The 25,145-nt window shown below is 62.8% G+C and carries 27 protein-coding genes; 7 read left to right on the forward strand and 20 right to left on the reverse strand.

Going from position 1 to position 25,145, the window contains the following annotated elements; genetic code table 11:
• The first annotated feature begins 14 nt into the window (after positions 1-14).
• Positions 15-1,328 (forward strand): ATP-dependent protease ATPase subunit HslU, encoded by a 1,314-nt coding sequence (gene hslU, locus BM171_RS01850; RefSeq protein ID WP_093009079.1) that lies wholly within the window; start codon positions 15-17, stop codon positions 1,326-1,328.
• A gap of 88 nt (positions 1,329-1,416) precedes the next feature.
• On the opposite strand, the gene BM171_RS01855 is transcribed toward hslU, so the two are convergent.
• Both BM171_RS01855 and pip read right to left on the reverse strand, forming a co-directional pair.
• Positions 1,417-2,811 (reverse strand): ABC transporter substrate-binding protein, encoded by a 1,395-nt coding sequence (locus BM171_RS01855; protein WP_093009080.1) that lies wholly within the window; start codon positions 2,809-2,811, stop codon positions 1,417-1,419.
• A 43-nt stretch (positions 2,812-2,854) separates the two neighbouring features.
• Positions 2,855-3,823, reverse strand: coding sequence for a prolyl aminopeptidase (gene pip / locus BM171_RS01860; RefSeq protein WP_093009081.1), 969 nt, complete (start codon positions 3,821-3,823; stop codon positions 2,855-2,857).
• Between the two features lie 49 nt (positions 3,824-3,872).
• Here pip and ubiG point away from each other — a divergent pair, with 49 nt between their 5' ends.
• Positions 3,873-4,631, forward strand: coding sequence for a bifunctional 2-polyprenyl-6-hydroxyphenol methylase/3-demethylubiquinol 3-O-methyltransferase UbiG (gene ubiG / locus BM171_RS01865; protein WP_093009082.1), 759 nt, complete (start codon positions 3,873-3,875; stop codon positions 4,629-4,631).
• On the opposite strand, the gene BM171_RS01870 is transcribed toward ubiG, so the two are convergent.
• Genes BM171_RS01870 through BM171_RS01885 form a run of 4 tightly spaced genes read right to left on the reverse strand, consistent with a single transcriptional unit; the run spans position 4,628 to position 6,898 of the window.
• A complete protein-coding gene (locus BM171_RS01870) occupies positions 4,628-5,059 on the reverse strand; it encodes a MarR family winged helix-turn-helix transcriptional regulator (protein ID WP_093009083.1) in 432 nt (143 codons plus the stop codon). The genes ubiG and BM171_RS01870 overlap by 4 nt on opposite strands.
• The gene (locus tag BM171_RS01875; RefSeq protein ID WP_093009084.1) at positions 5,056-5,886 is read right to left on the reverse strand and encodes a carbon-nitrogen hydrolase family protein; all 831 of its coding nucleotides are present in this window, start codon (positions 5,884-5,886) and stop codon (positions 5,056-5,058) included. The genes BM171_RS01870 and BM171_RS01875 overlap by 4 nt, the downstream gene beginning before the upstream one ends.
• On the reverse strand, positions 5,883-6,140 hold the full coding sequence (grxC, locus tag BM171_RS01880) for a glutaredoxin 3 (protein WP_093009085.1): 258 nt from the start codon (positions 6,138-6,140) through the stop codon (positions 5,883-5,885). The genes BM171_RS01875 and grxC overlap by 4 nt, the downstream gene beginning before the upstream one ends.
• Positions 6,141-6,169: 29 nt before the next feature.
• The gene (locus BM171_RS01885; protein WP_093009279.1) at positions 6,170-6,898 is read right to left on the reverse strand and encodes a ComF family protein; all 729 of its coding nucleotides are present in this window, start codon (positions 6,896-6,898) and stop codon (positions 6,170-6,172) included.
• 14 nt (positions 6,899-6,912) lie between these two features.
• Between BM171_RS01885 and BM171_RS01890 the strand changes: the two genes are divergently transcribed.
• Positions 6,913-7,734, forward strand: a complete 822-nt coding sequence (locus BM171_RS01890) for a methyltransferase domain-containing protein (protein ID WP_093009086.1) — start codon at positions 6,913-6,915, stop codon at positions 7,732-7,734.
• A gap of 65 nt (positions 7,735-7,799) precedes the next feature.
• Positions 7,800-8,885, forward strand: coding sequence for a ferrochelatase (gene hemH / locus BM171_RS01895; RefSeq protein WP_093009087.1), 1,086 nt, complete (start codon positions 7,800-7,802; stop codon positions 8,883-8,885).
• Positions 8,886-8,960: 75 nt separating this feature from the next.
• Here hemH and BM171_RS01900 read toward each other — a convergent pair whose 3' ends face one another.
• Both BM171_RS01900 and BM171_RS01905 read right to left on the reverse strand, forming a co-directional pair.
• Complete coding sequence (locus BM171_RS01900) at positions 8,961-9,155, reverse strand: ferrochelatase (RefSeq protein ID WP_093009280.1); 195 nt, start codon at positions 9,153-9,155, stop codon at positions 8,961-8,963.
• Positions 9,156-9,297: 142 nt separating this feature from the next.
• Complete coding sequence (locus BM171_RS01905; RefSeq protein WP_093009088.1) at positions 9,298-9,903, reverse strand: L,D-transpeptidase; 606 nt, start codon at positions 9,901-9,903, stop codon at positions 9,298-9,300.
• A gap of 168 nt (positions 9,904-10,071) precedes the next feature.
• On the opposite strand from BM171_RS01905, the gene dalA reads away from it, so the two are divergent.
• The gene (dalA, locus tag BM171_RS01910; RefSeq protein ID WP_093009089.1) at positions 10,072-10,656 is read left to right on the forward strand and encodes a divisome-associated lipoprotein DalA; all 585 of its coding nucleotides are present in this window, start codon (positions 10,072-10,074) and stop codon (positions 10,654-10,656) included.
• A gap of 71 nt (positions 10,657-10,727) precedes the next feature.
• On the opposite strand, the gene BM171_RS01915 is transcribed toward dalA, so the two are convergent.
• The 8 genes from BM171_RS01915 to hslO all read right to left on the reverse strand — a co-directional run bounded on the left by BM171_RS01915 (position 10,728) and on the right by hslO (position 19,973).
• Positions 10,728-11,207 carry a L,D-transpeptidase family protein gene (locus BM171_RS01915; RefSeq protein WP_093009090.1) on the reverse strand — a complete coding sequence of 160 codons (480 nt, stop codon included), beginning with the start codon at positions 11,205-11,207 and terminating at the stop codon, positions 10,728-10,730.
• An 82-nt stretch (positions 11,208-11,289) separates the two neighbouring features.
• Positions 11,290-12,084: an ion transporter gene (locus BM171_RS01920; RefSeq protein WP_093009091.1), complete on the reverse strand. Its 795-nt coding sequence runs from the start codon at positions 12,082-12,084 to the stop codon at positions 11,290-11,292.
• The gene (locus BM171_RS01925; RefSeq protein ID WP_093009092.1) at positions 12,081-13,307 is read right to left on the reverse strand and encodes a class I SAM-dependent RNA methyltransferase; all 1,227 of its coding nucleotides are present in this window, start codon (positions 13,305-13,307) and stop codon (positions 12,081-12,083) included. Before BM171_RS01925 ends, BM171_RS01920 begins: the two co-directional genes overlap by 4 nt.
• Before the next feature lie 39 nt (positions 13,308-13,346).
• Positions 13,347-15,209, reverse strand: a complete 1,863-nt coding sequence (locus tag BM171_RS01930; protein ID WP_093009093.1) for an ABC transporter ATP-binding protein — start codon at positions 15,207-15,209, stop codon at positions 13,347-13,349.
• The gene (locus BM171_RS01935) at positions 15,206-17,065 is read right to left on the reverse strand and encodes an ABC transporter ATP-binding protein (RefSeq protein WP_093009094.1); all 1,860 of its coding nucleotides are present in this window, start codon (positions 17,063-17,065) and stop codon (positions 15,206-15,208) included. Before BM171_RS01935 ends, BM171_RS01930 begins: the two co-directional genes overlap by 4 nt.
• A gap of 166 nt (positions 17,066-17,231) precedes the next feature.
• Complete coding sequence (locus BM171_RS01940) at positions 17,232-18,401, reverse strand: CCA tRNA nucleotidyltransferase (RefSeq protein WP_093009095.1); 1,170 nt, start codon at positions 18,399-18,401, stop codon at positions 17,232-17,234.
• Positions 18,398-18,982: a CoA pyrophosphatase gene (locus BM171_RS01945; RefSeq protein WP_245760154.1), complete on the reverse strand. Its 585-nt coding sequence runs from the start codon at positions 18,980-18,982 to the stop codon at positions 18,398-18,400. Before BM171_RS01945 ends, BM171_RS01940 begins: the two co-directional genes overlap by 4 nt.
• A gap of 4 nt (positions 18,983-18,986) precedes the next feature.
• Positions 18,987-19,973, reverse strand: a complete 987-nt coding sequence (gene hslO / locus BM171_RS01950) for an Hsp33 family molecular chaperone HslO (protein ID WP_093009097.1) — start codon at positions 19,971-19,973, stop codon at positions 18,987-18,989.
• A gap of 100 nt (positions 19,974-20,073) precedes the next feature.
• On the opposite strand from hslO, the gene BM171_RS01955 reads away from it, so the two are divergent.
• Complete coding sequence (locus BM171_RS01955; protein WP_093009098.1) at positions 20,074-20,511, forward strand: NUDIX hydrolase; 438 nt, start codon at positions 20,074-20,076, stop codon at positions 20,509-20,511.
• An 8-nt stretch (positions 20,512-20,519) separates the two neighbouring features.
• On the opposite strand, the gene BM171_RS01960 is transcribed toward BM171_RS01955, so the two are convergent.
• Positions 20,520-21,791, reverse strand: a complete 1,272-nt coding sequence (locus BM171_RS01960) for a PP2C family protein-serine/threonine phosphatase (protein WP_245760155.1) — start codon at positions 21,789-21,791, stop codon at positions 20,520-20,522.
• A 134-nt stretch (positions 21,792-21,925) separates the two neighbouring features.
• Here BM171_RS01960 and BM171_RS01965 point away from each other — a divergent pair, with 134 nt between their 5' ends.
• Positions 21,926-22,243, forward strand: coding sequence for an Hpt domain-containing protein (locus BM171_RS01965; protein ID WP_093009099.1), 318 nt, complete (start codon positions 21,926-21,928; stop codon positions 22,241-22,243).
• On the opposite strand, the gene BM171_RS01970 is transcribed toward BM171_RS01965, so the two are convergent.
• From BM171_RS01970 to BM171_RS01980, 3 genes are read right to left on the reverse strand one after another with little or no spacing between them, the layout of a single operon-like run.
• Positions 22,218-23,027, reverse strand: coding sequence for an SDR family NAD(P)-dependent oxidoreductase (locus tag BM171_RS01970; protein WP_093009100.1), 810 nt, complete (start codon positions 23,025-23,027; stop codon positions 22,218-22,220). The two genes, BM171_RS01965 and BM171_RS01970, sit on opposite strands and share 26 nt — an antisense overlap.
• Positions 23,027-24,253, reverse strand: coding sequence for a threonine ammonia-lyase IlvA (ilvA, locus tag BM171_RS01975; RefSeq protein ID WP_093009101.1), 1,227 nt, complete (start codon positions 24,251-24,253; stop codon positions 23,027-23,029). The genes BM171_RS01970 and ilvA overlap by 1 nt, the downstream gene beginning before the upstream one ends.
• Positions 24,254-24,292: 39 nt before the next feature.
• Positions 24,293-25,027, reverse strand: a complete 735-nt coding sequence (locus BM171_RS01980) for a hypothetical protein (RefSeq protein ID WP_093009102.1) — start codon at positions 25,025-25,027, stop codon at positions 24,293-24,295.
• Positions 25,028-25,145: the final 118 nt, after the last annotated feature.

Below are 25,145 nucleotides of genomic sequence, written 5' to 3' on the forward strand. Positions count from 1 at the left end.
CCGGAAAGGACATCATGACCGACCTGACCCCCCGCGAAATCGTCTCGGAGCTCGATCGCTTCATCATCGGGCAGAAAGACGCCAAACGTGCCGTGGCCGTGGCCCTGCGAAACCGCTGGCGTCGCAAGCAGCTGCCCGAAGATCTGCGTGAAGAGGTCTATCCCAAGAACATCCTGATGATCGGGCCGACCGGCGTCGGCAAGACCGAGATCTCGCGCCGCCTCGCCAAGCTGGCCCGCGCGCCCTTCGTGAAGGTGGAGGCGACGAAGTTCACCGAGGTCGGATATGTCGGCCGCGACGTGGAACAGATCGTGCGCGATCTCGTCGATGCCTCGATCGCGATGACGCGCGACTACATGCGCGAAGACGTTAAAGCCGCAGCGCATGAGGCCGCCGAAGACCGCGTGATCGCCGCAATCGCCGGCGAGGATGCGCGGGAGGGCACCCGTGAACGGTTCCGCGAGAAACTGCGCGCCGGCGAGCTCGACGACACGATGATCGAGCTTGACGTCGCGGATACGTCCTCGCCCTTCCCGATGATGGAGATCCCCGGCCAGCCCGGTATGGGCATGGGCGGCGGCGGCATGAACCTTGGCGATATCTTCGGCAAGGCGTTTGGCGGGCGCACGACGCGCAAGCGGCTGTCGGTGGCGGAAAGCTATACGATCCTGATCGGGGAGGAGGCGGACAAGCTTCTCGATGACGAACAGGTCAAGCGCGAAGCGATCCGCGCCGTAGAGCAGAACGGCATCGTTTTTCTCGACGAGATCGACAAGGTCTGCGCCAAGTCCGATGCCAAGGGTGGCGATGTCAGCCGCGAGGGCGTGCAGCGGGATCTGCTGCCACTGATCGAGGGCACGACCGTCTCGACCAAGCACGGACCGGTGAAGACGGACCACATTCTGTTCATCGCATCGGGCGCGTTTCACATCGCGAAACCCTCGGACCTTCTGCCTGAACTGCAAGGCCGCTTGCCGATCCGCGTGAACCTGCGGCCGCTCACCGAAGAGGATTTCGTGCGGATCCTGACCGAGACGGACAACGCGCTCACCCGGCAATATACCGGTCTCATGGCGACCGAAGAAGTGACTGTCACCTTCACCGAAGAGGGGATTGCGGCCCTTGCCCGGATCGCCGCCGAGGTGAACCAGTCGATCGAGAATATCGGCGCGCGGCGTCTCTACACGATCATGGAGCGGGTCTTCGAAGAGCTGTCCTTCACGGCGCCCGACAAATCGGGCGAGGCTGTAATCGTGGATGCCGACTTTGTCGAGGCGCATCTGGGCGACCTGAGCCGTTCGACCGACCTCAGCCGTTACGTGTTGTGACAGCCGCCGGGGGGCTGGCTGCCCCCCGGACCCCCCGCCGGTATTTTCACCAATCCAAAGAGAAAAAGGATGCGCCGCTTGAGCGCTCTCAGGCGCTCCACCAGCGTTCTGCCATGCGGGCATTATCCATCGTCCAGACGTTCCCGATCTGGTGCGGGGTCGCGACGCGCGGACCGTGGGCCTGTATCCAGTTCGCGAAAAACGGAATGGTGGTGCTATCTTTCTCTCTCAGAGAATGCTGGATCTCGGCATAGAGGTCGCGGCGGCGTGCGGGATCGAGGGCTGACCGCGCAGCGGCGGTCAGGCGCAGCAGATGCGTTTTCGTCTGCGTCTCCGGCAAGGTGCCCAGAAGGCTCGTGAGCATCCAATCTTCCGTCACGCGGCCCGAGGAATATCGGGACTTCAGATGCGGCTGCCAGAGATCGAGCGCGGACGGATCGAGTCCGGCTTTTCGCAGATGATACGCGGCGCGATCTGGATCGTGCAGGACCGGAGGCAAGCCAACTCGATACTGGTTGGCGGGGCCGATCGGGCTGTCCGACGCTGGCTGGCCGTGGCCCCCTGCGAGATCCCTCAGTAGGCTGAAGCGATCAAGGCCGAATTTCAGCGCGCTGCGAAGATGCGTGGCGGAGCGCACCTCCATGTCCGGGTGCGGCGCGACCCAGAGGTGACGGTTTCCCATTACCTCCTGAACAAGAAGCGCCGGATCGAGAGCGCGCCCGGCATCCGGCCCAATCTCATCTATCGCGTCCACGCCACCGCTCTGCAGCGCTTGTACACGCGCCTGCGCGTCATGCATCGCGACAAAGACGATTTCCTCGAACCATCCTGCGCGACCGTCCTTGTAGTGGTCGGACACCCGCCGCCCCACGAAACGGACCCCCGGTTTGAAATGTGCAACACGATAGAGCCCCGTTCCGATCCCCCCGGTCATGGCGCGGTGCATGCGGTCCGACGGATAGATCACCAGCCGGGGATCGGAGAGAAGATAGGGGAAATCCGCGTTGCCTTCTGCGAGCTCGAAACGGACCTGGTGCGGCCCGGTCGCTGTCATCGCGATCACAGACGCGAGGAGTGGCTCGGCGGGCGAGCCCGATCCACCACTGTGCAGAGCGAAGGAGGCCAGAACATCCGCCGCGGTGAATGCGCCGCCATCGTGGAAGGCAACGCCGCGGCGAAGATTGAAGACCCAGGTCGTCGCGTCGGGGGACGCTTCCCAATCGGTCGCAAGCTCGCCGGTGAGACTGCCATCCGCCGCGATCTCGGTCAGGCAATCGAAGACCGCACCGTGACCCGCCGCCATCATGAAATGACCCTTGTAAGAGCGGCTGTCCCACGTGTCGGTCGCGCTTGCGCCCGAAAGGCCAGCCACGAAGCGCCCGCCGGCCTGGGCCGAGCTCGCGCCAAGGGGCAGGCCCGCCGCGGCGAGCACACCTGCAGCGGCACCGGAGGTCAGAAGTCTGCGTCGATTGTAGCGTCTCATCGCTTCCCCGCGCGGTCAGGCAGGCAGCATGCGCCGGAAGACCCTAGCGGGTCAATTCATCCATCGCCTTAACGAGTTCGGCGCTGACACCCGGTTCGGACAAGGCGTGGCCAGCATTGCGGATCATCCGCAGATCCGCGCCCCGCCAGGCGCGCGACAATTCGAAGGCGCGGGCGGGCGGACAGATCATGTCATAGCGTCCCTGCACGATGATGCCGGGAATGTGCTGAATCCGGTCCACGTTCTTCAGGATCCAGCCATCCTCGGAGAGGAAGCCGCGATTGGTGAAATAATGGTTCTCGAGCCGCGCAAAGGCACGTGCGTAATCGCCGGGCGCTTCTCCGCCATTGCCGTTGGAATGGATCGAGGCGAGCGCATTCTCCCAGGATGACCAGGCGCGGGCATATTGCGTCTCGATCCTGAGATCACCGCAGAAGAGACGCCGATGATATGCCGCGATCATGTCGCTGCGTTCATCCTCGGGGATAAGCTCGGCGAAACGGGCCCAGGTTTCCGGCCAGAACTGCGCGGCACCGCCCCCATAGAACCAGTCGAGCTCCGCCTCGGTCATCATGAAAACGCCGCGCAGGACAAGATGGCTCACCGCCTGTGGATGGCTGATCGCGTAGATCAGCGCCAGGGTCGCGCCCCAGGAGCCGCCGAAGACGACGAAGCGATCGATGCCGAGCTCGGCGCGGATCGTCTCGATATCTGAGACGAGATCCCAAGTCGTGTTGTCCTTGACGCTGGCATGGGGCCGCGAGCGCCCGCAGCCGCGCTGATCGAAGAGAATGATCCGGTAGACCGAGGGGTCGAAGTACCGCCGCATCGCGGGCGAGCAGCCGCCGCCCGGACCGCCATGCAACACGATGACAGGAACGCCGTCCGGGCGTCCACATTGCTCCATGTAGATCGAATGACCCCCGGAGACCTGCAGCATCCGTTGATCGAACGGATCGGTCGGCGGGTAGAGGAACTGAACGGCGCGCTTTTGACCCAGGTCTTTGTCCATGTCCTTCCTATATGAGAGACAGTGCCGGGATGACCATGAGAATCTGCCGATGACCGAGCCAGCCACAACCAGAAATGTAGATGCCGGGGAAGTGGCCAAGTTCGAGGCGATGGCCGCCGAATGGTGGGATCCGAACGGCAAGTTCCGCCCCTTGCACGAGATGAACCCGTGCCGGCTCGATTACCTGTGCGCGCAGATCGCCGTGGAGTTCGGGCGCGATCTGTCTCGGAGCCGGCCATTCGAGGGCCTGCGGCTCCTCGATATAGGCTGCGGCGGCGGATTGCTGGCAGAGCCTTTCGCGCGCCTCGGAGCGGAGGTGACGGGAATCGACGCGGCGGGCGGCAACATTCCGGTGGCCGAAGCTCACGCTGCCGCGCAGGGCCTCAGGATCGACTACCGGCACACCAGCGCCGAAGCCCTTGTCGAGAACAATGAGATCTTCGACGCCGTGATCGCCTTCGAGGTCATCGAACATGTCGCGGACCCCGCCGGGTTCGTCGCCACCGCGGCCAAGCTGGCGCGGCCCGGCGGTCTCGTGATGATGTCGACGCTGAATCGCACGACGAAGGCTTTCGGAGCGGCGATCATCGGCGCGGAATGGGTCATGCGGTGGCTTCCGCGCGGAACGCACGATTGGGCGCGCTTCGTCACGCCCGAAGAGCTTGAGCGTATGATGACGGGCGCCGGGCTCGACGTCGTGGATCGAAAGGGCATGGTCTTCGATCCGATCCGCTGGTCCTGGTCGCTGTCGCCGACCGACCTCGCGGTGAATTACGCGATGACCGCGCTGGTACCCGAGGAGCGCTAGGTCTCGAGCCGAATCCTGAGCTCGCGCAAGACGGGCAGCGCCGCGCGAATACGATCGGAGCCCATATCGCCGACGATTTCGCCGACGAGGGGCATTATGGCCTCAAGGGCCTTGTCGCGGGCCGCGACGCCCGACGGGCTGATCGATACGAGCTTTCGCCGCGCATCGTCCCAGTCGGGGCGGATATGCACATATCCGTGCGCTTCGAGACGGCCGAGCGTATTGGTCATCGCGCCGCGTGTGACGTGAAACATGCGCGAGAGCTGGACCGGCGTTTTCTCGACCCCGCGCGCAAGGTGATTGAGCACGAGGAAGTGCGACAGCTCCATGCGGTCGGGCAGAACCTTGGCGATCCGCGCGCGCAGCAGTTGATCGGCGGTCAAAAGCTCCGAGAATAGCGCGAGCGAGAGGCCGTCATCGTCGCTCATGGGCCGACGAACGCCCGATCATGGGTCAGCGACGGGACCTTCTTACGCGCATCCTCTGCCGTATCAGGGTCGATTTCGACCATGTGGACGCCGGGCGTATCGTCGGCATCGATCAAAACTTCACCCCACGGGCTGACGACCATGGAATGTCCGTAGGTCTTTCTTGTCTTGCCGCGAGACGCACTGTGAGTGCCGACTTGGGCAGGAGCCAGAACGTAAGACCCCGTCTCGATCGCACGCGCGCGCAGAAGCGGCTCCCAGTGGAGAGGCCCCGTCGCGGTGGAGAAGGCGGAGGGAACGGTCAGGAGGCGCGCCCCGGCTTGCGCGAGACGGCGGTAGAGATATGCGAAGCGCAGATCGTAGCAGATCGTCAGGCCGATCTTGCCGAACGGCGTCTCAGCCAGCACGGCGCGATCTCCGGGCGCGTAGCCGGCACTTTCGCGATACGTCTCTTCGTCGCTGACCTGCACATCGAACATATGCATCTTGTCGTATCGCGCGACGATCGCCCCGTTGGGATCGATCAGGAAGGAACGGTTGACGAAACGCTCTTCGGGCGGCTCGGATTTTAGCGCGAGCGAGCCGATCAAGAGCCAGATTCCGTGATGTGCCGCGGTCTCGCACAGGGCTGGCAGCGTGATATCCTCGGCTTCTCTGCGCAGGACTTCATTCTGACGCGTGCGGCTTGCCGAAACGCAGTTCGTGACTTCGGGTGTCAGAACGAAATCCGCGCCGCTGCTTGCGGCGCGGGATACAAGCTCCTGCACGGTTTCGAGGTTCTCCGCCGGATCATCCGACGAGGTGAGCTGGAGCAGCGCAGCTTTCACTTCGCCAGAAGCGGATCGAGCTTCCCCGCCCTGTCGAGCGCATACAGCTCATCGCACCCGCCGACATGAGTGTCGCCTACGAAGATCTGCGGCACGGTACGGCCGCCATTGGCGCGCTGGATCATCTCCGGCTTGCGGTCCGGGTGCGCCATAACGTCAATCTCGGAAAAGGTGACGTTCTTCTGAGCAAGAAGACGCTTTGCAGCGTGGCAGAACCCGCACAGGGGCGATGTGTAGATCTCGACATTGGCCATAGGTGCCTCCTTCGGCGTTTGTCGAAGATTTAGGCATTTTTTGCAACGCGTGCCAGCGCGAGCACGCAGACCCGCTGTGCGCCCACGGCATGTAGTGCCTCTGTGGCGGCGGCGAAGGTTGCGCCGGAGGTCATGACGTCGTCGACCAGAAGCACGTCCCGGCCGGCGATTCGCGACGCGCGATTGCGCGCTCCGACGATCGCGCCATCGAGCGCTGCGAACCGCTCTTCCCGCGTCCGGCCATCGAGGCTCGGCGTGGCGCGTATCCGGCGCAGCGCATCCGGAACGACGGCCATCCCGCCCTGGCGCCCCAACTCCTGCGCCAAAAGAGCCGATTGATTGAACCGCCTGCGAATGAGCCGCCAGGTGTGCAAAGGAACCGGCACAACGCAGGTGTCCGGCGAGATCAGAGGCGCAGCGCTACGCAGCATCCAGCGCGCAGCAGGCGCGATGATGTCGTGGCGATCCCCGTGCTTGAGCTTCAACACCATGTCGCGAGCAACGCCGGTATAGAGCAGAGCGGCCCGGCCCATGGTCCAAGGCCGGGCGATCCGCAGACAATCGTCGCAGATCGCTTCCTCGGCGTCTCGTCCGGGCAAAGGCACGCCGCACATCTTGCATACCAGGCCGGTGATGAACGGCGTGTCGCGCCAGCACGGGCCGCAGAGCCCCCCATCCTCGCCGGTGAAGCCGCCGCAACTCAGGCAGCGCGGCGGAAAGACGAGATCGAGCACGGTTTGCACGGCGGCGACAGGCATCATATCTCCTTCACATGGCCGAGACTCCGACGCTCACAGATCGCACCGCACTCAACCTGCACCGCGCCCGCGCCGCGCCCGAGCCTGCGCTTTTCCTGCATGAGGCGGCGGCGGACGATGTGCAGGATCGCCTGATGGCGGTTAACAGGAGCTTTACGTCGACTGCCATCGTCACGCCCTATCCCGAGGTCTGGGCGGCGCGCTGGCCGGACGCGCGAATTGTCGCAGATGGAGACATTCTCGACCTCGAGGAAGACGCCCATGATCTCGTGATCCACGGGCTTGCGCTGCATTGGGCGGATGATCCTGTTGGCCAGATCATCCAGTGCCGCCGCGCGCTGAAGCCCGACGGTCTGTTCCTCGGCGTGGCGTTCGGCGGCCGAACCCTCGCCGAGTTGCGTCAGGCGCTAGGACAGGCGGAGATCGAGGAAACCGGAGGATTGTCGCCGCGCGTCGCTCCGATGGCCGATATCCGTGACCTCGGTGCGCTCTTGCAACGCGCAGGCTTGGCGATGCCCGTGGCGGACGCGGTGCCGCTGCAAGTCAGCTACGGATCGCCTCTGCACCTGATGCAAGATCTGCGGAAGATGGGCGAGACCAACGCGCTTCACGACCGCCTCCGCCGCTTTACACGCCGACAAGTCCTCATGCGCGCTGCGGAGATCTATGCCGAGGCGCATGGTGGCGCCGATGGCCGCATCCTCTCCACGTTCGAGTTGGTGACGCTGACAGGCTGGGCGCCGGATGCGAGTCAGCCGAAACCGCTGCGTCCGGGTTCGGCGACAGCGCGGCTTGCCGACGCACTCGGCACCGATGAGACCAAGCTCAGAGATTGACGCGCGCGGCTCAGAGGTTAGTTACGACGAAATTCAACGGGAATAGAGACAGGGGCCCTCACTCCATGCTGGATGCCACGAAGTCCGCGGTACGACCCCCCCACGCACCGACCGATCACCCCAAAATCCCTGCCGAAAAGGTGGGTATCCTGCTCGCCAATCTCGGCACGCCGGACAATTACGATTACTGGTCGATGCGCCGCTACCTGAACGAGTTTCTCTCGGATCGTCGGGTGATCGACTACTCGCCATGGCTTTGGCAGCCGCTTCTGCAACTCGTCATCCTGACGAAGCGCCCGTTCTCGAGCGGTGAGGCTTACAAGTCGATCTGGAACGAGGACAAGGGCGAGAGCCCGCTGATGACGATCACCAAGGATCAGACCGCCAAGGTCGCGGCCGAGATGCAGGCAGCGCATGGCGACCGGGTCATGGTCGATTTCTGCATGCGCTATGGCAACCCCTCGACGAAGTCCAAGGTTCGCGAGATGGTCGACGCCGGCTGCCGGAAGATCCTGTTCTTCCCGCTCTACCCGCACTACGCGGGTGCGACGTCTGCAACCGCGAACGACCAGTTCTTCCGCGCATTGATGGATGAGAAATGGCAGCCGACCGTGCGTACGGTGGACCCCTATTTCGAGCATCCCCTCTATATCGAGGCGCTCGCGCAATCGATCGAACGGGCCTATGCCAAAATGGAGACGCGGCCCGACATCCTTGTCTGCTCGTATCACGGAGTGCCCAAGCGCTATCTGCTGGAAGGCGATCCCTATCATTGCCAGTGCCAGAAGACGACGCGCCTTCTGAAAGAGCGGCTTGGCTGGGATGACACCGAGATCACCACGACCTTCCAGTCGCGGTTCGGCCCGGAGGAATGGCTGAAGCCCTATACCGTGGAGGAAGTTGCGCGCCTTGCGGAAGAGGACGGCAAGAAAAACATCGCTGTCTGCGCCCCCGCCTTTTCAGCGGATTGCATCGAGACGCTCGAAGAGATCAACGAAGAGATCAAGGAGAGCTTCGAAGAGGCTGGCGGCGAACATTTCACCTATATTCCCTGCCTCAACGACGACGACGCGCATATCAAGGCGCTGTGCTCAGTGATCGAAGAAAATCTGGCTGGATGGATGACTGAGCCGCACACCGTCTCAGCCTAACCGGCGCGGACAGGCACGACACAAAAAAGGCGGTGCCTCGGCACCGCCTTTTTCGCTGGTTCGGATGAACCGAAATCAGTCTGCGGAAACTGCAGCTGCGACGAGCGCGAGCAGGATCAGCGGAACGATGATCGCTGCCGAGGACGACTGCTGTTCGGTTTCTTCGACGACAACGACGGGTTCCATCATGACGTCGTCTTTTGCATAGGAGCCAGCCATTGCGGACGTACCGGCAGCGGCGATAGCGGCGGCGAGAGCGAGTTTTTTCATCATTATCCTCCAGATAATTGCCTGAACGGAAAGAACCCGCACAGGCGCCCAAGACTTAACCTCGTAACCTGTTCTAAGCAGCTTCCTTTTGCATTTGCAAATGCAAGTTAGCCACCAGAACAGGCCTCTCGCCGATATGTCGTCAAATAAGCAACACCTGCGTGCCTACATTCGCCAGCTGGTAAAGTTCCTCGATATGCTCGTTGTACAGACCGATGCAGCCATTCGACGATCGGCGCCCGATCTTGCGCGTATCGTGCGTTCCGTGGATCCGGTAATACGTCCAGCTGAGGTGCAGTGCGCGGGTTCCCAGCGGGTTGTCGGGGCCCGGCGGCACGTAGTCCGGCCATTCGGGATTACGCTCCTTCATCGACGGCGTCGGACGCCAATCGGGCTCGGGATCTTTCAGCGTAACGCTGGTGCGGCCGCGGCGCGTCAGATCCTCGGTCAGCGGCACCGAAGTCGGGTAGAGCTTGTAGATCGACCGATCCTCGGACCAGTAATGCAGTGCGCGGCTCTGGATATCCACGAGGATCGCGCCGTTGTTCAGGTTCGAGAAATAGGGCTGCCAGTCGAGGGTGCGGAAGCTCGACGTGTTGCGGCGCACGGCACTCGAAAGGTCACGCTCGACTTCAGTTGTTCCGGACCCCGTGACGCTTTGTGCAAAAGCGGGGGCTGCGAATGCGGTCGCTGCGGTGCCGGCCAGGAAGGCACGGCGGTTGATTTTGGGCATGTTCTTTTTCGTCATCGTCTCATCTCCGTCACGAGCGACATCCAAGTAGCGGATATGGCGTGGATGCCTCAGTCGCAAATCAAACCCGCGTGGGTCGGCACAGTCACGCCGATGTGGGTTTGAACAGCAACGCACGAAAAGATAAGGCAATTCAGATAAAATGAATAGAACAGGACAGACGCCATGTTCCGGGTTTCGCTAATTTTCGCCGCTCTGGCCGTCGTTCTGGCGGGTTGTGCGACCACACCACCACCGTCCGAGCCGCAATTGGGGCCCGATGGCCTGCCTTTGCCGTCGGTTTACCGAATCGGTTTCGGCGATGAGAGCCGTATCGAAATCCGCATGCTGGACTCGGTCAATGCGCTGCGTGCGGAAGCGGGACATCCCGCGCTGCAATACAACTCTCAGCTGACCGCGGCCGCCGCGACCCACGCGCGCGACATGTCGGTCCAGAACCGGCCGTGGCATTTCGGGTCCGATGGGTCCTCGCCGGTCGATCGCGTCCGCCGCGTCGGCTACACGGGCGAGTTGAAGGGCGAGGTCATCTCGGAAACTTACGAAACCGAGCTGCAAACCCTTGCCGCCTGGATGGAAGACCCTGCGACGCGCGGCGTGATTATGGCGCCCGACGCACGCGAAATGGGGTTTGCATGGTTCCAGGAGAACAACGGGAAGATCTGGTGGACCCTGAACACTGGCGCACCGTCATCGGGCGGTCAGCAGCCGGTCCTGAGCTCGAAGGGCATGGCCTACACCGCTCTGGACTGAGCCGCTGCGCTGCAGCTCTCAACGACAAAGGGCCCCGCGGGGCCCTTTTTCACGTGCGGTACGTCATTCGCTCACGGCTGGATCAAGATTGGCGTGCCGTCATCGACCATCGCGTAGATATGCTCCATCTCGCGGTTCGTGACCGCGATGCAGCCCCAGGTCCAATCGGAACGCGGATCTGCTTTCGAGCCCTTGGGCGGGCCGCCATGAATGAAGATGTCTCCGCCCGGGCTTTTGCCCATCGCGAGCGCCTCCGCGATATCGCGCTCGTTGGGGTAGTCTATCCCGATCGACAGGTGGAACTTGGAGTTCGGATTGCGCCTGTCGATGAAGTAGAGGCCTTCCGGCGTCTTGCCGTCGCCTTCGAACTGCTTGTGCCCCTCGGGCGCGAAACCGAGCCCGATATCGTAGCTTTTCAGGACCTCGCTGTGGTGCAGCAGGTACATGCGCCGATCGCTCTTGTCGACGATGACCTGCGTGACCTCCGGTCCGTTATAGGTTCTGAACTTGCTGCCACATGCCGAAAGCCCGAGGGCCAAAAGGCACAGCATGGTTATCCTGATGATGTTCACTGTCCTGCTCTCGCTTTTTCGCGAAAGATACCCTGTTTCGAGCTTTCGGCCTAGATGGCTTTCACATGCGGTCACGCGGAGGTGAGTCCTTGGCCTCCAGCCTCTTTTCGATCGCTTCGAGCCGGGCAAGGACCTGATCGCGATAGCTGTCCGTGGCGGCGTTCGCCTCTTCGGCATGGGCGTCCTGCATCGAATTCACGATGAGGCCGACCACGAGGTTCACCACGGCAAAGGTCGTCACGAGGATGAAGGGCACGAAGAAGACCCATGCATAGGGATACACTTCCATCACCGGGCGCACGATCCCCATCGACCAGCTCTCGAGCGTCATGATCTGGAAGAGCGAATAGGCAGAGTGCCCAAGTGAACCAAACCATTCGGGAAACGCATCGCCGAACAGCTTCGTCGCCATGACCGCGCCGATATAGAAAATGAGCGCCATCAGGAGGAACACCGAGGCCATGCCCGGCAGTGCGGTCAGGAACCCCTCCACCACGCGGCGCAGACGCGGCATGACCGACACGACCCGCAGAACCCGCAATATCCGAAGCGCACGCAGCACCGAGACCGTCTGGGAGCCCGGAACCAGTGCCGCGCCGACGATGACGAAATCGAAGATGTTCCAGCCATCGCGGAAGAAGGCTTTGCGCTGCACGAAGATCTTGGCGGACAGCTCGGCCACGAAGATCGCAAGGCATGCCTGATCGAGCGCGAAGATCAGCGTGCCCGCGACGGCCATCGCGCGATCCGACGTCTCGAGCCCCAGAAGGATCGCGTTGAAGATGATGACAGCGGTGATCGTGTTCCGCGTGATGTCCCGGTCGAGAATGTCAGCGAGGCGGGCGCGCAAGGTCATTTTTTCTTGTCCAGTCTGAAGGCGGCGACGAGCTCGATATGGGTGGACCAGCGGAATTGATCCACCACCTGCACCCAGTCGAGATGATACCCCGCCTCGATCAATTTGGCAGCATCCCGCGCGAAGGTCACCGGGTTGCAGGAGACATGGGCGATGACGGGCACACGGGCCTCCGCGATCTCGCGGATTTGCGCTTCGGCCCCGGCGCGCGGCGGGTCTATCACGGCGAAATCGTAGGCGGCGAGGTCTTGTGCCAGAAGCGGGTTGCGGAAAAGATCGCGTGTTTCCGTGGTGAGCGACCGCAATCCCTGAGTATGCCGCCAGGCGCGATCGGCCGCAGCGCTCATTGCAGGATCGCCTTCGACGGCATGCATCGCGGTGTCCTTTGCAAGTGGGAGAGCGAAGGTGCCACATCCAGCGAACAGGTCGACGCCTTTCTTGGCTCCTGCGGCGATCTCCAGAACGGCATCCGTCAGCGCTGCCTGCCCCTCGGGCGTCGCCTGAAGGAACGCGCCCGGCGGCGGTGTGACGCGCGCCTTGCCGAAGATAACGATCGGTGGACGACGCTCCAGCGTTTCGTCCGCACCCCAGCTCAGCCGCGCGAGGTCATGCGCGCGGGCGATGTCCGCAAGCTCTGCCCGCGATACGGCATCGATGGGTTTGCCGTCCCTCACCGTCACGTCGAGCCCGCTTTCGGTGCGCGTGACAAGCACGGAGAGCTCGCCCTTGCGGCTACCACCGAAGATCGCGAGCTCTTCGACCAGCGGGAGCGCGGCGGCGAGATCGGGATGCACGACCAGGCATTCCGGCACTGGCACGATCACGTCCGACCGTTTCACGTGAAATCCGGCGAGCGCGCCCTTTTTCGTGCGCCGCGCAGAGAACGTCGCGCGCCGGCGGCTTTGCGGGGGCGACGTCAGGATAGGACGGAACGGCGCATCAATCCCTTGTGCGGTGAGAGCCTGCCGCACAACGTCCACTTTCCACTCCTCGACGAAATTTTCCCCGGCATGTTGCAGCTGGCACCCGCCGCAGCGCTTGGCATGCGGACAGGGCGGTGCGACGCGCAAAGGCGATGGCGTGACGATCTTCGGAGCAGCGACGACGCCGTCTTGGATCTCACCGGCGATCTCTTCTCCGGGAAGCGCACCGGGCACGAAGACGGGGCCCGGCGCGATGCCGTCACCGAGATGGCCGAGGCGTTCGATCACAAGAGTTTCCATGCCCGGCCTCATGCCGGGAAATCGCGCCGAGGTCGAGACCTACTCGGCGGCCTCGCGCGCTTCGAACCCGCCCGATTGACGGTCCCAGTAGCGCGCATAGAGCCCGCCCTTGGCCAAGAGACTGGAATGGGTGCCTTCCTCGGCGATGCGCCCTTCGTCAAGCACGACGATGCGGTCCATGTCCGATATAGTCGACAAGCGGTGCGCGATGGCGAGCACGGTCTTGCCTTCCATCACCCGGTGCAATGCGTCCTGGATCGAGGCTTCGACCTCGGAATCCAGAGCCGATGTCGCCTCGTCCAGCACCAGGATGGGTGCGTCCTTCAGGATCGCGCGGGCCAGCGCGATGCGCTGCCGTTGACCGCCCGAAAGCTTGACCCCGCGCTCGCCGAGATGTGCCTCGTAGCCGCGGCGGCCTTTGTGGTCTTCCATGTCCTCGATGAACTCGTGCGACTCGGCTTTCTTGGCCGCTTCGACGACCTCGTCGAAGGTTGCGTCCGGCCGGCCGTAGCGGATGTTGTCGAGCGCCGAGCGATTGAACATCGCGGTCTCTTGCGTGACCATCCCGATCTTGCGGCGGAGGCTTTCCTGCGTGACTTTCCCGATGTCCTGACCGTCGATCAGAATGCGCCCGTCCTCGGCGTCATAGAGACGCAAGAGCAGCGCCACGAGCGTCGACTTGCCCGCACCGGAGGCTCCGACGATACCCAGCTTCTCACCCGGCGCGACATCGAGCGAGATCCCGTCGATGCCGCCTCCCTCGCGACCATAGCGGAACGTCAGATTGTCGAGCGTCACGCGCCCGTCCTCGACGGCGAGCTCGCCCGCATCCGGCGCATCGGTCAGCGTGTGCCTGGGCGAGAGCGTGCGCATCCCGTCCTCGACCTCGCCGAGATTGGAGTAGAGCGCCATCAGCGTGAAGCTGACCCAGCCGGTCATCTGTGCCAGTCGCAGCGACACGGCACCGGTCGCGGTGATGTCGCCCGCCGAGACAAGCCCACGGCTCCAGTAGAGCAGCGCACCGCCTACTAGGAGCACCGGCAGCAGCCCCGCCAACGTCATCAACCAGAAGCGGAACGTGACCGAAACCCGCCCGAATTCAAGCGCGCGGTTACGGTATTCGCTCATCGCGCCCAGCGCCGCGCGGTCCTCGTGATCGGCATGTGCAAAAAGCTTCACGGTCTTGATGTTCGTGACCGTGTCGACGACCTGCCCAGTTACCATCGCCCGAGCGGCCGCCCGCGCTTTGGACCGGGTGCGGATGCGCGGCATGAACGACCGGATGAATAGACCGTAGACCACCATCCAGATCAGCAGCCCCGCCGCGATGCGCCAGTCGACCGTGCCGAGCAGGAAGATCGCGCCTACGACCGAGGCCACCGCGAAGAGAACGGTGTGGATCATCTCGATCACCACGTCCGTCAACGCGCGCGAGGTCTGCATCTCCTTCTGGCTGATGCGGCCTGCGAAATCGTTGTCGAAAAAAGTGACCGCCTGCCCGATCGTGTGGCGATGCAGCCGCGACAGAACGAGATTCAAAACGTTCGGCTGCACCACGATCGACTGAAAGAACGTCGAGATACCCATGATCGCAGGACGTGCCAGCACGAAGAACAAAAGCGCGCCGATAAGAACGCCCGACTGGTCGGTAAAAACCGATCCCGCCTCCGCTTCGAGCGCGGCGTCGACAACCTGGCCGAGGATGAGCGCGGCCATGACTTCCACAACACCCGCGCAGATCGAGAACAGAGCGGCGATGCCGAGGATCGGCCACGCCCCGTCAAGATTCCAGCGAAAGAACGCCAGAAGCGTCTGCGGAGGCGGGCTCGATGCACGGCGAAAAGGATCGATCCACTGGCTCGGGCGCTGCCACCAGCTTTGCGCGTCTGTCGATTCGGTCACTCGGCGGCCTCGTTGTCGTCGCTTGCATCGTCAAAACTGAGGAACCCGCCGGACTGACGGGACCAGAACCCTGCATATAGGCCTCCGCGTTCCAAAAGCCCGGCATGGTTTCCCTGTTCCACGATGCGGCCCGCATCCATCACGAGAATGCGATCCATATGCGCGATTGTCGACAGACGGTGCGCGATGGCGATGACAGTTTTACCTTCCATCATGCCGTAGAGCGTATCTTGGATCGCGGCCTCCACCTCGCTGTCGAGCGCGGAGGTCGCCTCGTCCAGAATGAGGATCGGAGCGTCCTTCAGGATGACCCGCGCCAGTGCGATCCGCTGACGTTGTCCGCCCGAGAGCTTCACGCCGCGCTCGCCGACATGCGCCTCGTATCCGCACCGCCCGTTTGAATCCTCGAGGTCGAGAATGAAGTCGTGCGCCTGCGCCTGGCGCGCCGCGGCGATCATATCGGCCTCGCTCGCATCGGGGCGACCGTAAAGGATGTTGTCGCGGACAGACCGATGCAGCAGGGCCGAATCCTGCTGAACCATCCCGATCCGGGCGCGCAGACTTTCTTGCGTCACCTGCGAGATATCCTGCCCATCGACGAGAATGCGTCCGCCTTCGATGTCGTAGAACCGCATCAGGAGCTTGACGAGCGTCGACTTGCCCGCACCGGACCGACCGACAAGGCCGACTTTTTCGCCCGGCGCAATCTTCAGATCGATGGAATCGAGCCCGCCCTGGCCGCGACCGTAATGATGCGTCACGCCTTCAAGGTCGATTGCGCCTTCGCGAAGCTTGAGCGGGCCGGCATCGGCGCGATCCGTCAGGGTGACCGGTTGGGCGATGGTTTCCATCCCTTCCTGCACGATGCCGAGCTGCTGAAAGAAGTTGGTGAGCGCCCACATGATCCAGCCGGTCATCGCGTTGATCCGGAGCGTCAGCGCGGTGGCGGCCGCCACTGTCCCAACGGTCGCAAGCCCGAGACCCCAGGACCAGAGCGCGAGCCCCGTGACCGCGACGATCAAGAGCCCGTTCAAGACCGCCAGCGCCACATCCATGATGGTATAGAGCCGCATTTCCTTCTGGAACGTGGAGCGGGCATGTTCGATCGCCTCGCGCCCATATTCGAGTTCGCGGCCATGATGGGCAAACATCTTGATCGAGTGGATATTGGTATAGCTATCGACAATCCGACCCGTAAGCTGCGAGCGCGCATTGGAGGAGTTCCGCGACGCGACACGGATCTTGCGCACGACCCAGGTCATCAGGGCCGCGTAGAGCCCGAGCCAAAGCGCGAGCGGCACCATCAGCCAGGGATCCGCAACCCCGAGAAGCACGAGAGAGCCCAGCACATAGGCCAGCGCATAGGTGAGTGCGTCGAAGATCTGGAACATCGCCTCGTTCGCGGCCGACGGCGTCTGCATGATCCGGTTCGCGATCCGCCCCGCGAAGTCGTTCTCGAACCAGCCCACGGATTGCCGCATGACATGGCGATGCGCGCGCCAACGCACGACGGTTGCGAGCTGCGGCATCATCGCGTTGTTCAGGATCAGGACATCAAGCGCCTGGAACAGGGGGCGCAGGATGAGGATGAAGACCGCAAGCGCGATCAGCGCGACGCCATGCTCCTCCCAGACGGCGGCCGGACCCTTGGCAAGAATGTCCACGACCCAGCCCATCGCCCAGATAAGCACCAGCTCAACTCCCGCCACGATGACGGACAGGACCGCGGCGATGACGAAGATACCGCGGAACGGCGCGGTATAGGTCCATAAAAACGGCCAGAGCTTCCGAGGCGGCTCATCGGCTTCGGTATAGGATTGATAGGGGTCGACGAGATTTTCGAAGAAACGGAACATGGGCGGAGATGCCTTGTGGAAATAGTGTCATGGATAATGGGCCGGCCCATAGACCGGTCCCGCGCGCGCGGAAGGGGCCTGTCAGTTTCGGCTGATAGGTGTCTTCTCGCGATCCATAGGCAATCTCCGTGTTTCGAAGAGGGATTACCCTGCCCCGCCGGGAAAGTCACGCGCGCTTTGCACGGTCGAGCAGATCCTCGCGGGTCAGGCTGAAATCCGACGCTATCCATTCAGCCTCGAGCGCGCTCAGTGTCTCTCCCAGAGCTGCGCCTGAAAGGCCAGGCATGAGGTCTGCCGCGTTGATGGGAAAAACCATCTGTGCACCGCGATCGATAGCGTTCAGCGCTTCGGGACCAAGCGGCGTCTCAAGCGACGCATGGCGGACAAGCAGCGCGTCTTTGGCAGTATCAGAGCCGTATTTATATCCCAGTGCCGCGTTGTTGCCTCCATCTGCGATAGCGGCGACGAGCGTCTCGATCTGCCGCACTTCCTTTTTCGAAAGCCTCAAGCCCGGATCCTGCGACACGCCCATCGCAACGAGCCGGCGCAGTGGATCGGGGCGGATACCTGCCGCTTCCTCGAGGTCTACGAGCGGACCAAGCGCGCGCGGATCCGCGCCGGGCAAAACACGCGTCAGCACACCCACCTGAGCCATCGCGGCAACCGCGCGCGCGGGATCTTGCGCGGTGAGAAGTTTCTTCGTCTCGGCCCCGACCCTTTCGCGCGAAAGGATCTCTAATCCGTCTAGGCATTCAGCGATCGCCGCCAGCTCATCGGGATCGAAACCCGCCTCAGGATCGCCATACCAGGCCGAAAACCGGAAATACCGCAGGATCCGCAGGTAATCTTCGCGAATGCGATCCTCAGCCCGCCCGATAAACCGGACGCGCCTTGCAGATAGATCCTCAAGTTGTTCCGAGCCGAGCGGAGCGGTCACACGGCCTGACTTGTCAGCGTAAAGCGCATTGATCGTGAAGTCGCGCCGGCGAGCATCCTCTGTGAGATCCTGCGAGAAACGGACCGTCGCGCGGCGGCCATCCGTCTCCATATCAGCGCGAAACGTCGTAACTTCGTAGCCTTCGCCGTCCGAGACGACTGTGATCGTCCCATGCTCCTTGCCAGTGGGCACCGCTTTCAGACCGGCAGATTCCACCGCGGCAATCGTCTCGTCGGGAAGCGCATCAGTCGCGATATCGAGATCCTCGACCGGCGCGCCGAGAAGCGCATTCCTGACGCATCCGCCAACCGCGAATGCGCGATGACCAGCGGTTTCGAGTGCGTGAAACACTGCCTGAGCTCGGGGCTCGGACAGCCACGTCCCCTTCACCACGATCATGGCGCCATCCGTTCGGCAAGGCCGCGCAGGATGCGCGCGGTCGCACCCCAGATGTAATAGGGACCGAAAGGCACGGTGTAATAGTGCCGCCTTTGCCCGCGCCATCGCCGTGCCTGAACAGAATAGCGGGCCGGATCTGTAATATGGTCGAGCGGCACCGTGAGGATTTCCGCAACCTCGCCCGGCTCGGCGCGCGGATCGAACGGCGTCACGATACGGCCCACGAAAGGCGACATGACAAAGCCCGTCACTGTCTCGTGCGGCGGCAGCTCGCCCAGTATCTCGACCGAGCTTGGCTCGAGCCCGATCTCCTCATGGGCCTCACGCAAGGCCGCCGCCTGGGGCCCCGAATCCTCGGGATCGACCTTGCCGCCCGGAAAGGCGATCTGACCGGGATGGTGCTTGAGCGCGGAGGAGCGTTTCGTCAAAACGAGACGCCAGCCACACTCAACTTCGATCAGCGGAACCAGCACCCCGGCAGGTCGCAGCTTGCGGGTCTCAGGCTGCGCGACCCCGGTATTCAGATCGAAATCGGAAGAGGGCCGCGCCTCCACCGCGAGCGCGCGGCGAAGGCGGGTCATGTCGTTACTTTCCGGCATCCTCTGCCTCGAAGCCGACGGTCTTTGGGTCCAGCTCGTAATGCGCGCCGCAGAACTGGCAATCGGCGGTCACGATGCCCTCTTCGGTGGTCATCTTCTCGATGTCCTTGGCCGAGTAGATCGACAGCGATTGCCGCACGCGATCCTCCGAACAAGTGCAGCCGAAGCGCACCGGGAGACTGTCGAAGACGCGCGGCGATTCTTCATGGAAAAGCCGGACCAGCAGTTCGGTCGGCGGCAGATTCGGGCCGATCAGTTCCATGTCCTCGACCGTGTCGAGGTGTAAGTTGGCACGGCGCCAATCCTCGCCCTCGTCTTCGGAAAGGATATCGTCGGCTTGCAGGAGACCGCCCTCGCCAGTGCCGCCGCCCTGCACATGCGGGCTCTGCTTGGGCATGTGCTGGAGCATCACACCGCCCGCGCGCCAATGCTCCTGACCGCCCTTTTCGGTCGACCGCCCGAAAGAGAGCTGGAAGCGGGTTGGCAATTGCTCGGACTGCGCGAAATAGCCCTCCGCCGCATCTGAAAGCGACGAGGTCACAAGCGGCGTGATCCCCTGGTAGGGCTGCATACCCTTCCCCTGGTCCATCAGGATCGCGAAATACCCCTCGCCCACCTGGTCCATCGGACGCCCATCGGTGATGCGGTCGCGGTCAAAGCTGGCATAGGCTCTGATGCGGGCGGGCTCGCCCTCTTTCTCGGGTGCGTAGAAGTCAGTCGCGATCATTCGAACCGGACCCTTGGACTGGACCTGCAACGACAGTTTCCAACGCAGCTTGATGGTCTGACCGATCAGGGCGGTCAAAAGCGCCATCTCCGCAACCAGCGCCTCGACGGCCGGGGGATAATCGTGCTGCTTCAGGATACCGTCCAGCACGCCGTCGAGCCGCGCGACGCGGCCGCGGATGTCCGAACGATCAAGCTGAAAGGGCAGAACGTTGTCGTCCCAGGCGATCTTGGGTCCGAGGGTCATGGGGTTTCCTTGCTGGCCGGGTGGTGGCAATGAGGGCTCTATATAAGAGCGGTGACCTCACGTCCAAGGGGGTGCCGAACGGCCGTGGAGGCAAAGGACGATGACGCGACGCTTCGGAGACCCGCCAGAGACCTGTCGCAGCTACCGGATGCGGCGTGGCGCTTACGCGATCCTGCCGCAAGGCAAGTCCGTCCTGCTGACGCACCAGGAAGAGCCGCAGCCGGAGTTTCAACTTCCGGGCGGGGGCATCGATCCGGGCGAATCGCCCTTGCAGGCGCTGCACCGGGAGGTCTTCGAGGAGACCGGCTGGAAGATCGCATCTCCCGTCAGGCTCGGTGCGTTTCGCCGTTTCACCTTCATGCCCGAATATGAGCTTTGGGCGGAGAAGCTTTGTATCGTCTACATCGCGCGCCCCGTTTATGCCTTGTCGCACCCGACGGAGCCCGGCCACGATGCCGTTTGGATGGATATGGCCGTTGCCGCCGAGGCGCTCGGCAATCCCGGTGATCGGCATTTCCTGGAGCGTGCACTTTTCTAGGCCTGACATCACCCGACGTATTCGAAAAGCGCCGCCGAGACATCGTCCGGCATGCCGTCACCCGATACTGCCTCCTCCGTCAGCCGCCAGAAGAGATCGTCGAGGAATTCAGAGCCTCTTTGTCCTGGCAAACCAAGCTCCACGAGATGGCGCAGACCCGCCTCGCCAAGAAGACAACCCGAGGCAAGTTCGGCCTCGATGAACCCGTCGGAATAGATCAGAAGGCTATCCCCCGGCTCCATGCGGATGGTCAGGCGATCATGGTGAACCGAGGCGAGAAGCCCGATCGGCAAGCCGCCATTCCCCAGAAAGCACAGCTCTCCCGATGCGCGGATCAGGAGCGGCCGTGGGTGGCCGGCCTGCACCAGACACACCTCTCCGCGATCGAGGTCGGCACGGGCGTAAAGCATGGTGAGATATTCCTCGACTCCGGGATCGGCCGAAAGACGGTCGTTCAGTCGGCGCGTCACGTCTTCGGGTGGACGCAAGGCGAAGAACCGACCGAAACGATGCTCGAGTGCGAGGTTCTGTTCAGGATGCCGGTCGCTCAGGTAGCCGGCCACGCGCGCTGCCACCATAGATGCCGCGATGCCATGGCCGGAGACATCGATACCGTAGAATCCGATCGTGTTACGCCCGGCCTCGAAGGCGCCGACAAGATCGCCTCCGACATGGCCGCAGGAATGCAGCAGAAAGCTGACGCGCCCGCGTCCGAAATCCTGCACGCGCTGGGGCACCAACGACTCCTGGATCCGCCGCGCATGCTGAAGATCCCGATCTATTGTGGCATAGGCGCTCTGCAATTCGGCAAGCGTCGCGCCGATCACCTTGTTCTTCGCGGCAAGTTCCCGTTGCATGCGGATGATACGACCGGCAGCCGTGATACGCGCCCGCAATTCCTGCGCGTTGACGGGTTTTGTGAGAAAGTCGTCCGCCCCCGCATCCAACCCCTGTGCGACCTCCGCCCCGTCGCTTTTGGCGCTGAGAAGAATAAAATACGAGAACGCCTCGCCCCTTATCGAATGAAAGGCGCGGCAGAGACCGAGCCCGTCCATCCCCGGCATCATCCAGTCCGACAGAACGAGGTCCGGTAGACGCAGCGCGCAGACGGCAAGTGCATCTTGCCCCGTTGCCGCCTCTGTCACGTCGAAACCCCAGGAGCGCAGAAGCCGCGACAGCAGCGCCCGATGCGCCGCGCTGTCATCGACCACCAGAATATAGCGAACCGGAAGCTGAGCCTGATCGGTCTCTGGAGCAGACAGGGCGGTTGGGAGGGTCACGGCATCGCTTCGGTCACATCGGAATGAGCGGAAGCGTGGATGCCCTCGCTTAAGAAGACCTGAAATCGACAAATCAATCTATTCAAAAGCTTGGATTCATTCTTTGTACACACCCCGCGTCGAAGCTTCGGGACATGATCGACACGAAGCGAATTTCGGAACTGCAGGCGGAGCTCGGCTCGGAATGCTTCGCAGAGGTTGCGGCGCTATTCATGGCCGATCTGGAAAGCGCGCTCGGGACGATTGATCCAGCGCGCGCTGACGCCGTGGCGCAGTTTCATTTGGTGAAGGGACTGGCCCTCAATTTGGGGTTCCGCGATTTCGCTCAACTCTGTTCACGCATCGAGGCAAAGGATGCATCCGCGGAGGACATAAACGCGCTAAATCGGCTCTACTCCACCTCCAAAGGCGCGCTCGTGCCTTATCTCAAATCCGGCGATGAAGGTGCTTGATATCGCTTTCGCCATCTTCCGTGACCCGTGCCCGCAAGGCGCGCATGCCCTTGATCCAAGACTCCATATCCTCCGCGCGTTTGCGAAAGAAGAGACCGGCCTCCTCGTGAGGCAAGATCAGGAACCGACCCTCTCTCAGCCCTGCAATCAGCGAATCTGCAACCGCCTCAACGGGCAGGATGCGATCGTGGGCTCCACTCTCGCCTTCCGCATATCCAAGAAGGGGCGTGGCGACATAAAGCGGGCAAACGACGGAGACCTGAATCCCTTGGCCGCCGTGATCGATGGCGAGCGATTGCGCGAGGCTGACCGCTGCGTGCTTGCTCGCCGAATAGGCCGCATCGCCGATCTGGGACAGCAAGCCAGCGGCTGATGCAACATTGACGATCGCCCCCTCCTCACGCGCAATCATGTCAGGCAAGAGCCGCCGTGCCGCGCGCAGATGCGCCATGACGTGCAGATCGAAACTTTTCTGCCAATGCGCGTCGCTTGCCGAGGTCGCCCCATCCGGCTCTCCCGTTGCCATGCCGGCATTGGACACAAGGATATCGATGCGACCCCGCCAGCCGATCGCAGCATCCAGCGCTTTTCCAAAAGCCTCCGGGTCGGTGACGTCGGCCGTAATCGCGTGGCCGCCTGTCTCTTCGGCGACGCGCCGCGCGGCGGTCTCATCCCGATCGAGAGCGATGACCAGCGCGCCTTCAGCCGTCAGCGCCTTGACCATGGCGCGCCCGATCCCCTGTCCGGCCCCGGTGACCAGCGCGATGCGACCCGATATCCGCATCAGATCAGGAATTGCGCGAGGATCTCGTCCTCGGTGATGTCCTGGTACACGAAGCCGCGCGCATCGAGATCCGCGAAAAGGCGGTCGAAATTTCGCGCATCCGTCGTTTCGATCCCGATGAGGACAGAGCCGAAATTTCGCGCGGATTTCTTCAGATATTCGAACCGCGCGATATCATCGTCAGGCCCAAGCGCCGTCAGGAAATCCTTGAGCGCGCCAGGACGCTGCGGCAGGCGGAGAATGAAGTACTTCTTGATGCCCGAGAACCTTTGCGCGCGCTCCTTCACCTCGGGCAAACGCTCGAAGTCGAAATTGCCGCCAGTCGTCATGCAGACAACCGTCTTGCCCCGGATCGAACCGCCGAGATCCTTGAGCGCATCGATGGCAAGCGCCCCTGCAGGTTCAAGGACGATGCCTTCCACGTTCAGCATCTCGAGGATAGTGGTGCAGAGCCGGTCCTCCGGAATGGTCAGCGTATTCGCAAGACCCACACTCTTCAGGCGCTCGAAGGTCCGCTCTCCGATCTTGGCGACGGCAGCCCCGTCCGCGAAGGTGTTTACAGATGGCAGTCGGACGGGCTCTCCGGCGCGCAAGGCGGCGTGCAGACACGCGCCGCCGGCTGGCTCGACGAAGGTCCAGGCGGGGCCGTTGCCGAAATACGTCAGCATGCCCGCCGAGAGGCCACCCCCGCCGACCGGAACGACGATATGATCCGGGGCCTGGCCCAGCTCTTCCTCGATTTCCACCGCGACGGTTGCCTGCCCTTCGATGACGTCCTCGTCGTCGAAGGGTGACAGGAAATGCCCGCCCGCCTCGGCGCAGAACTCCTGCGCGGCCTGAAGGCAATCGTCGAAGTAGTCTCCAATCATGCGAATCTCGATGGCATCGCCACCGAACATCCGCGTCTTCTGGATCTTTTGTTGCGGGGTCGTGACCGGCATGAAGATCACGCCGGTCTTACCGAAATGCCGGCACATGAAGGCGACACCCTGAGCGTGGTTCCCTGCAGAGGCCGCAACGAAAAGGTCCTGTTCCGGCCGTTTACGCATGGCATTGAAGGCCCCGCGCAGCTTGTAGGATCGCACCGGGCTCAGATCTTCGCGTTTGAGCCATATATCCGCGCCGTACAGGTCGGACAGATGCGCGTTGCGTGACAGTGGCGTCTCAGCGAAGACGGCCCGCATCTCCGCCGCGGCGGCCCGGGCGATCGTCTTGAAATCGGTCATGTCCGATCTGTGGCCGATGCCCAAGGCGCTGGCAAGCGTTCAGTCGATAGGACGGCCTTCGATGAAATGGCCGTAGATCGTCGTCAGCACGGAGACTGACACCATGGTCACGAACCAGTTGATGACCACGAAAACGAGCGTGCCGAGAAGGGAGGACACGGCCATCACGATCGCCGCCGGAATCTGCACGAGAAGCGCGGCGACAACACCAATGGCGGCAACGCCCAGCGCGGTTCCGGTTGCGCCCTTAGTCGCGGACCAGGCTTCGCCGAAAGATAGCGACTTTCCCGTCGCGACGGCGGGTAAGACCGATGCCAGCCGGAACCCGAGAACAATGGCACCAAAGAGGCCGGCAAGGCCCACGATCGCGGCAAGCGGCGGCGCGATGGCGGCCGCGATCGTGACCGGAACGCCGATCGCAAGGCCGACCCCGATGCCGATCACCAGCGAATAGCCGAAGTATTTCAGCATCGAACCGCCGTGGAAATTGGGCAACCAGCCGGAGGGGTATTCCTCGAGAAGAACAAAGCGATGCCAAGAGACCGCGATCCAAAGGGTGACAACGACCTGAAGGATCGCGACAAGGAAGAGCGTCCCGGCTTGCCCGGGCTCCATCATTTGGAGAGCTTCGTCGGGACTGGCAGATTGGTCCTCCAGAAACACCAGCTGCACGAGAGCGTAGATCGCGTAAAGCGCAACCGAAATGCGAAGCGCATCCCGCCGGTTGCGCCAGACGAGCCGCACCGAATGCGAAAATATCTCCCAGGCTTTCATGCCCCTAATCCTTCTGCCGCAAAATTTTGCATGAGCTAGCACGGACATGCGGCACGGCATAGGCCGGAACCTTGCCCGCGCAGTCGAAACCGGCTAAGCGCCGCGCCAGCATCGCATC

Origin of the sequence: Roseivivax halotolerans (assembly GCF_900115815.1) — a bacterium.
Taxonomy (GTDB): domain Bacteria; phylum Pseudomonadota; class Alphaproteobacteria; order Rhodobacterales; family Rhodobacteraceae; genus Roseivivax; species Roseivivax halotolerans.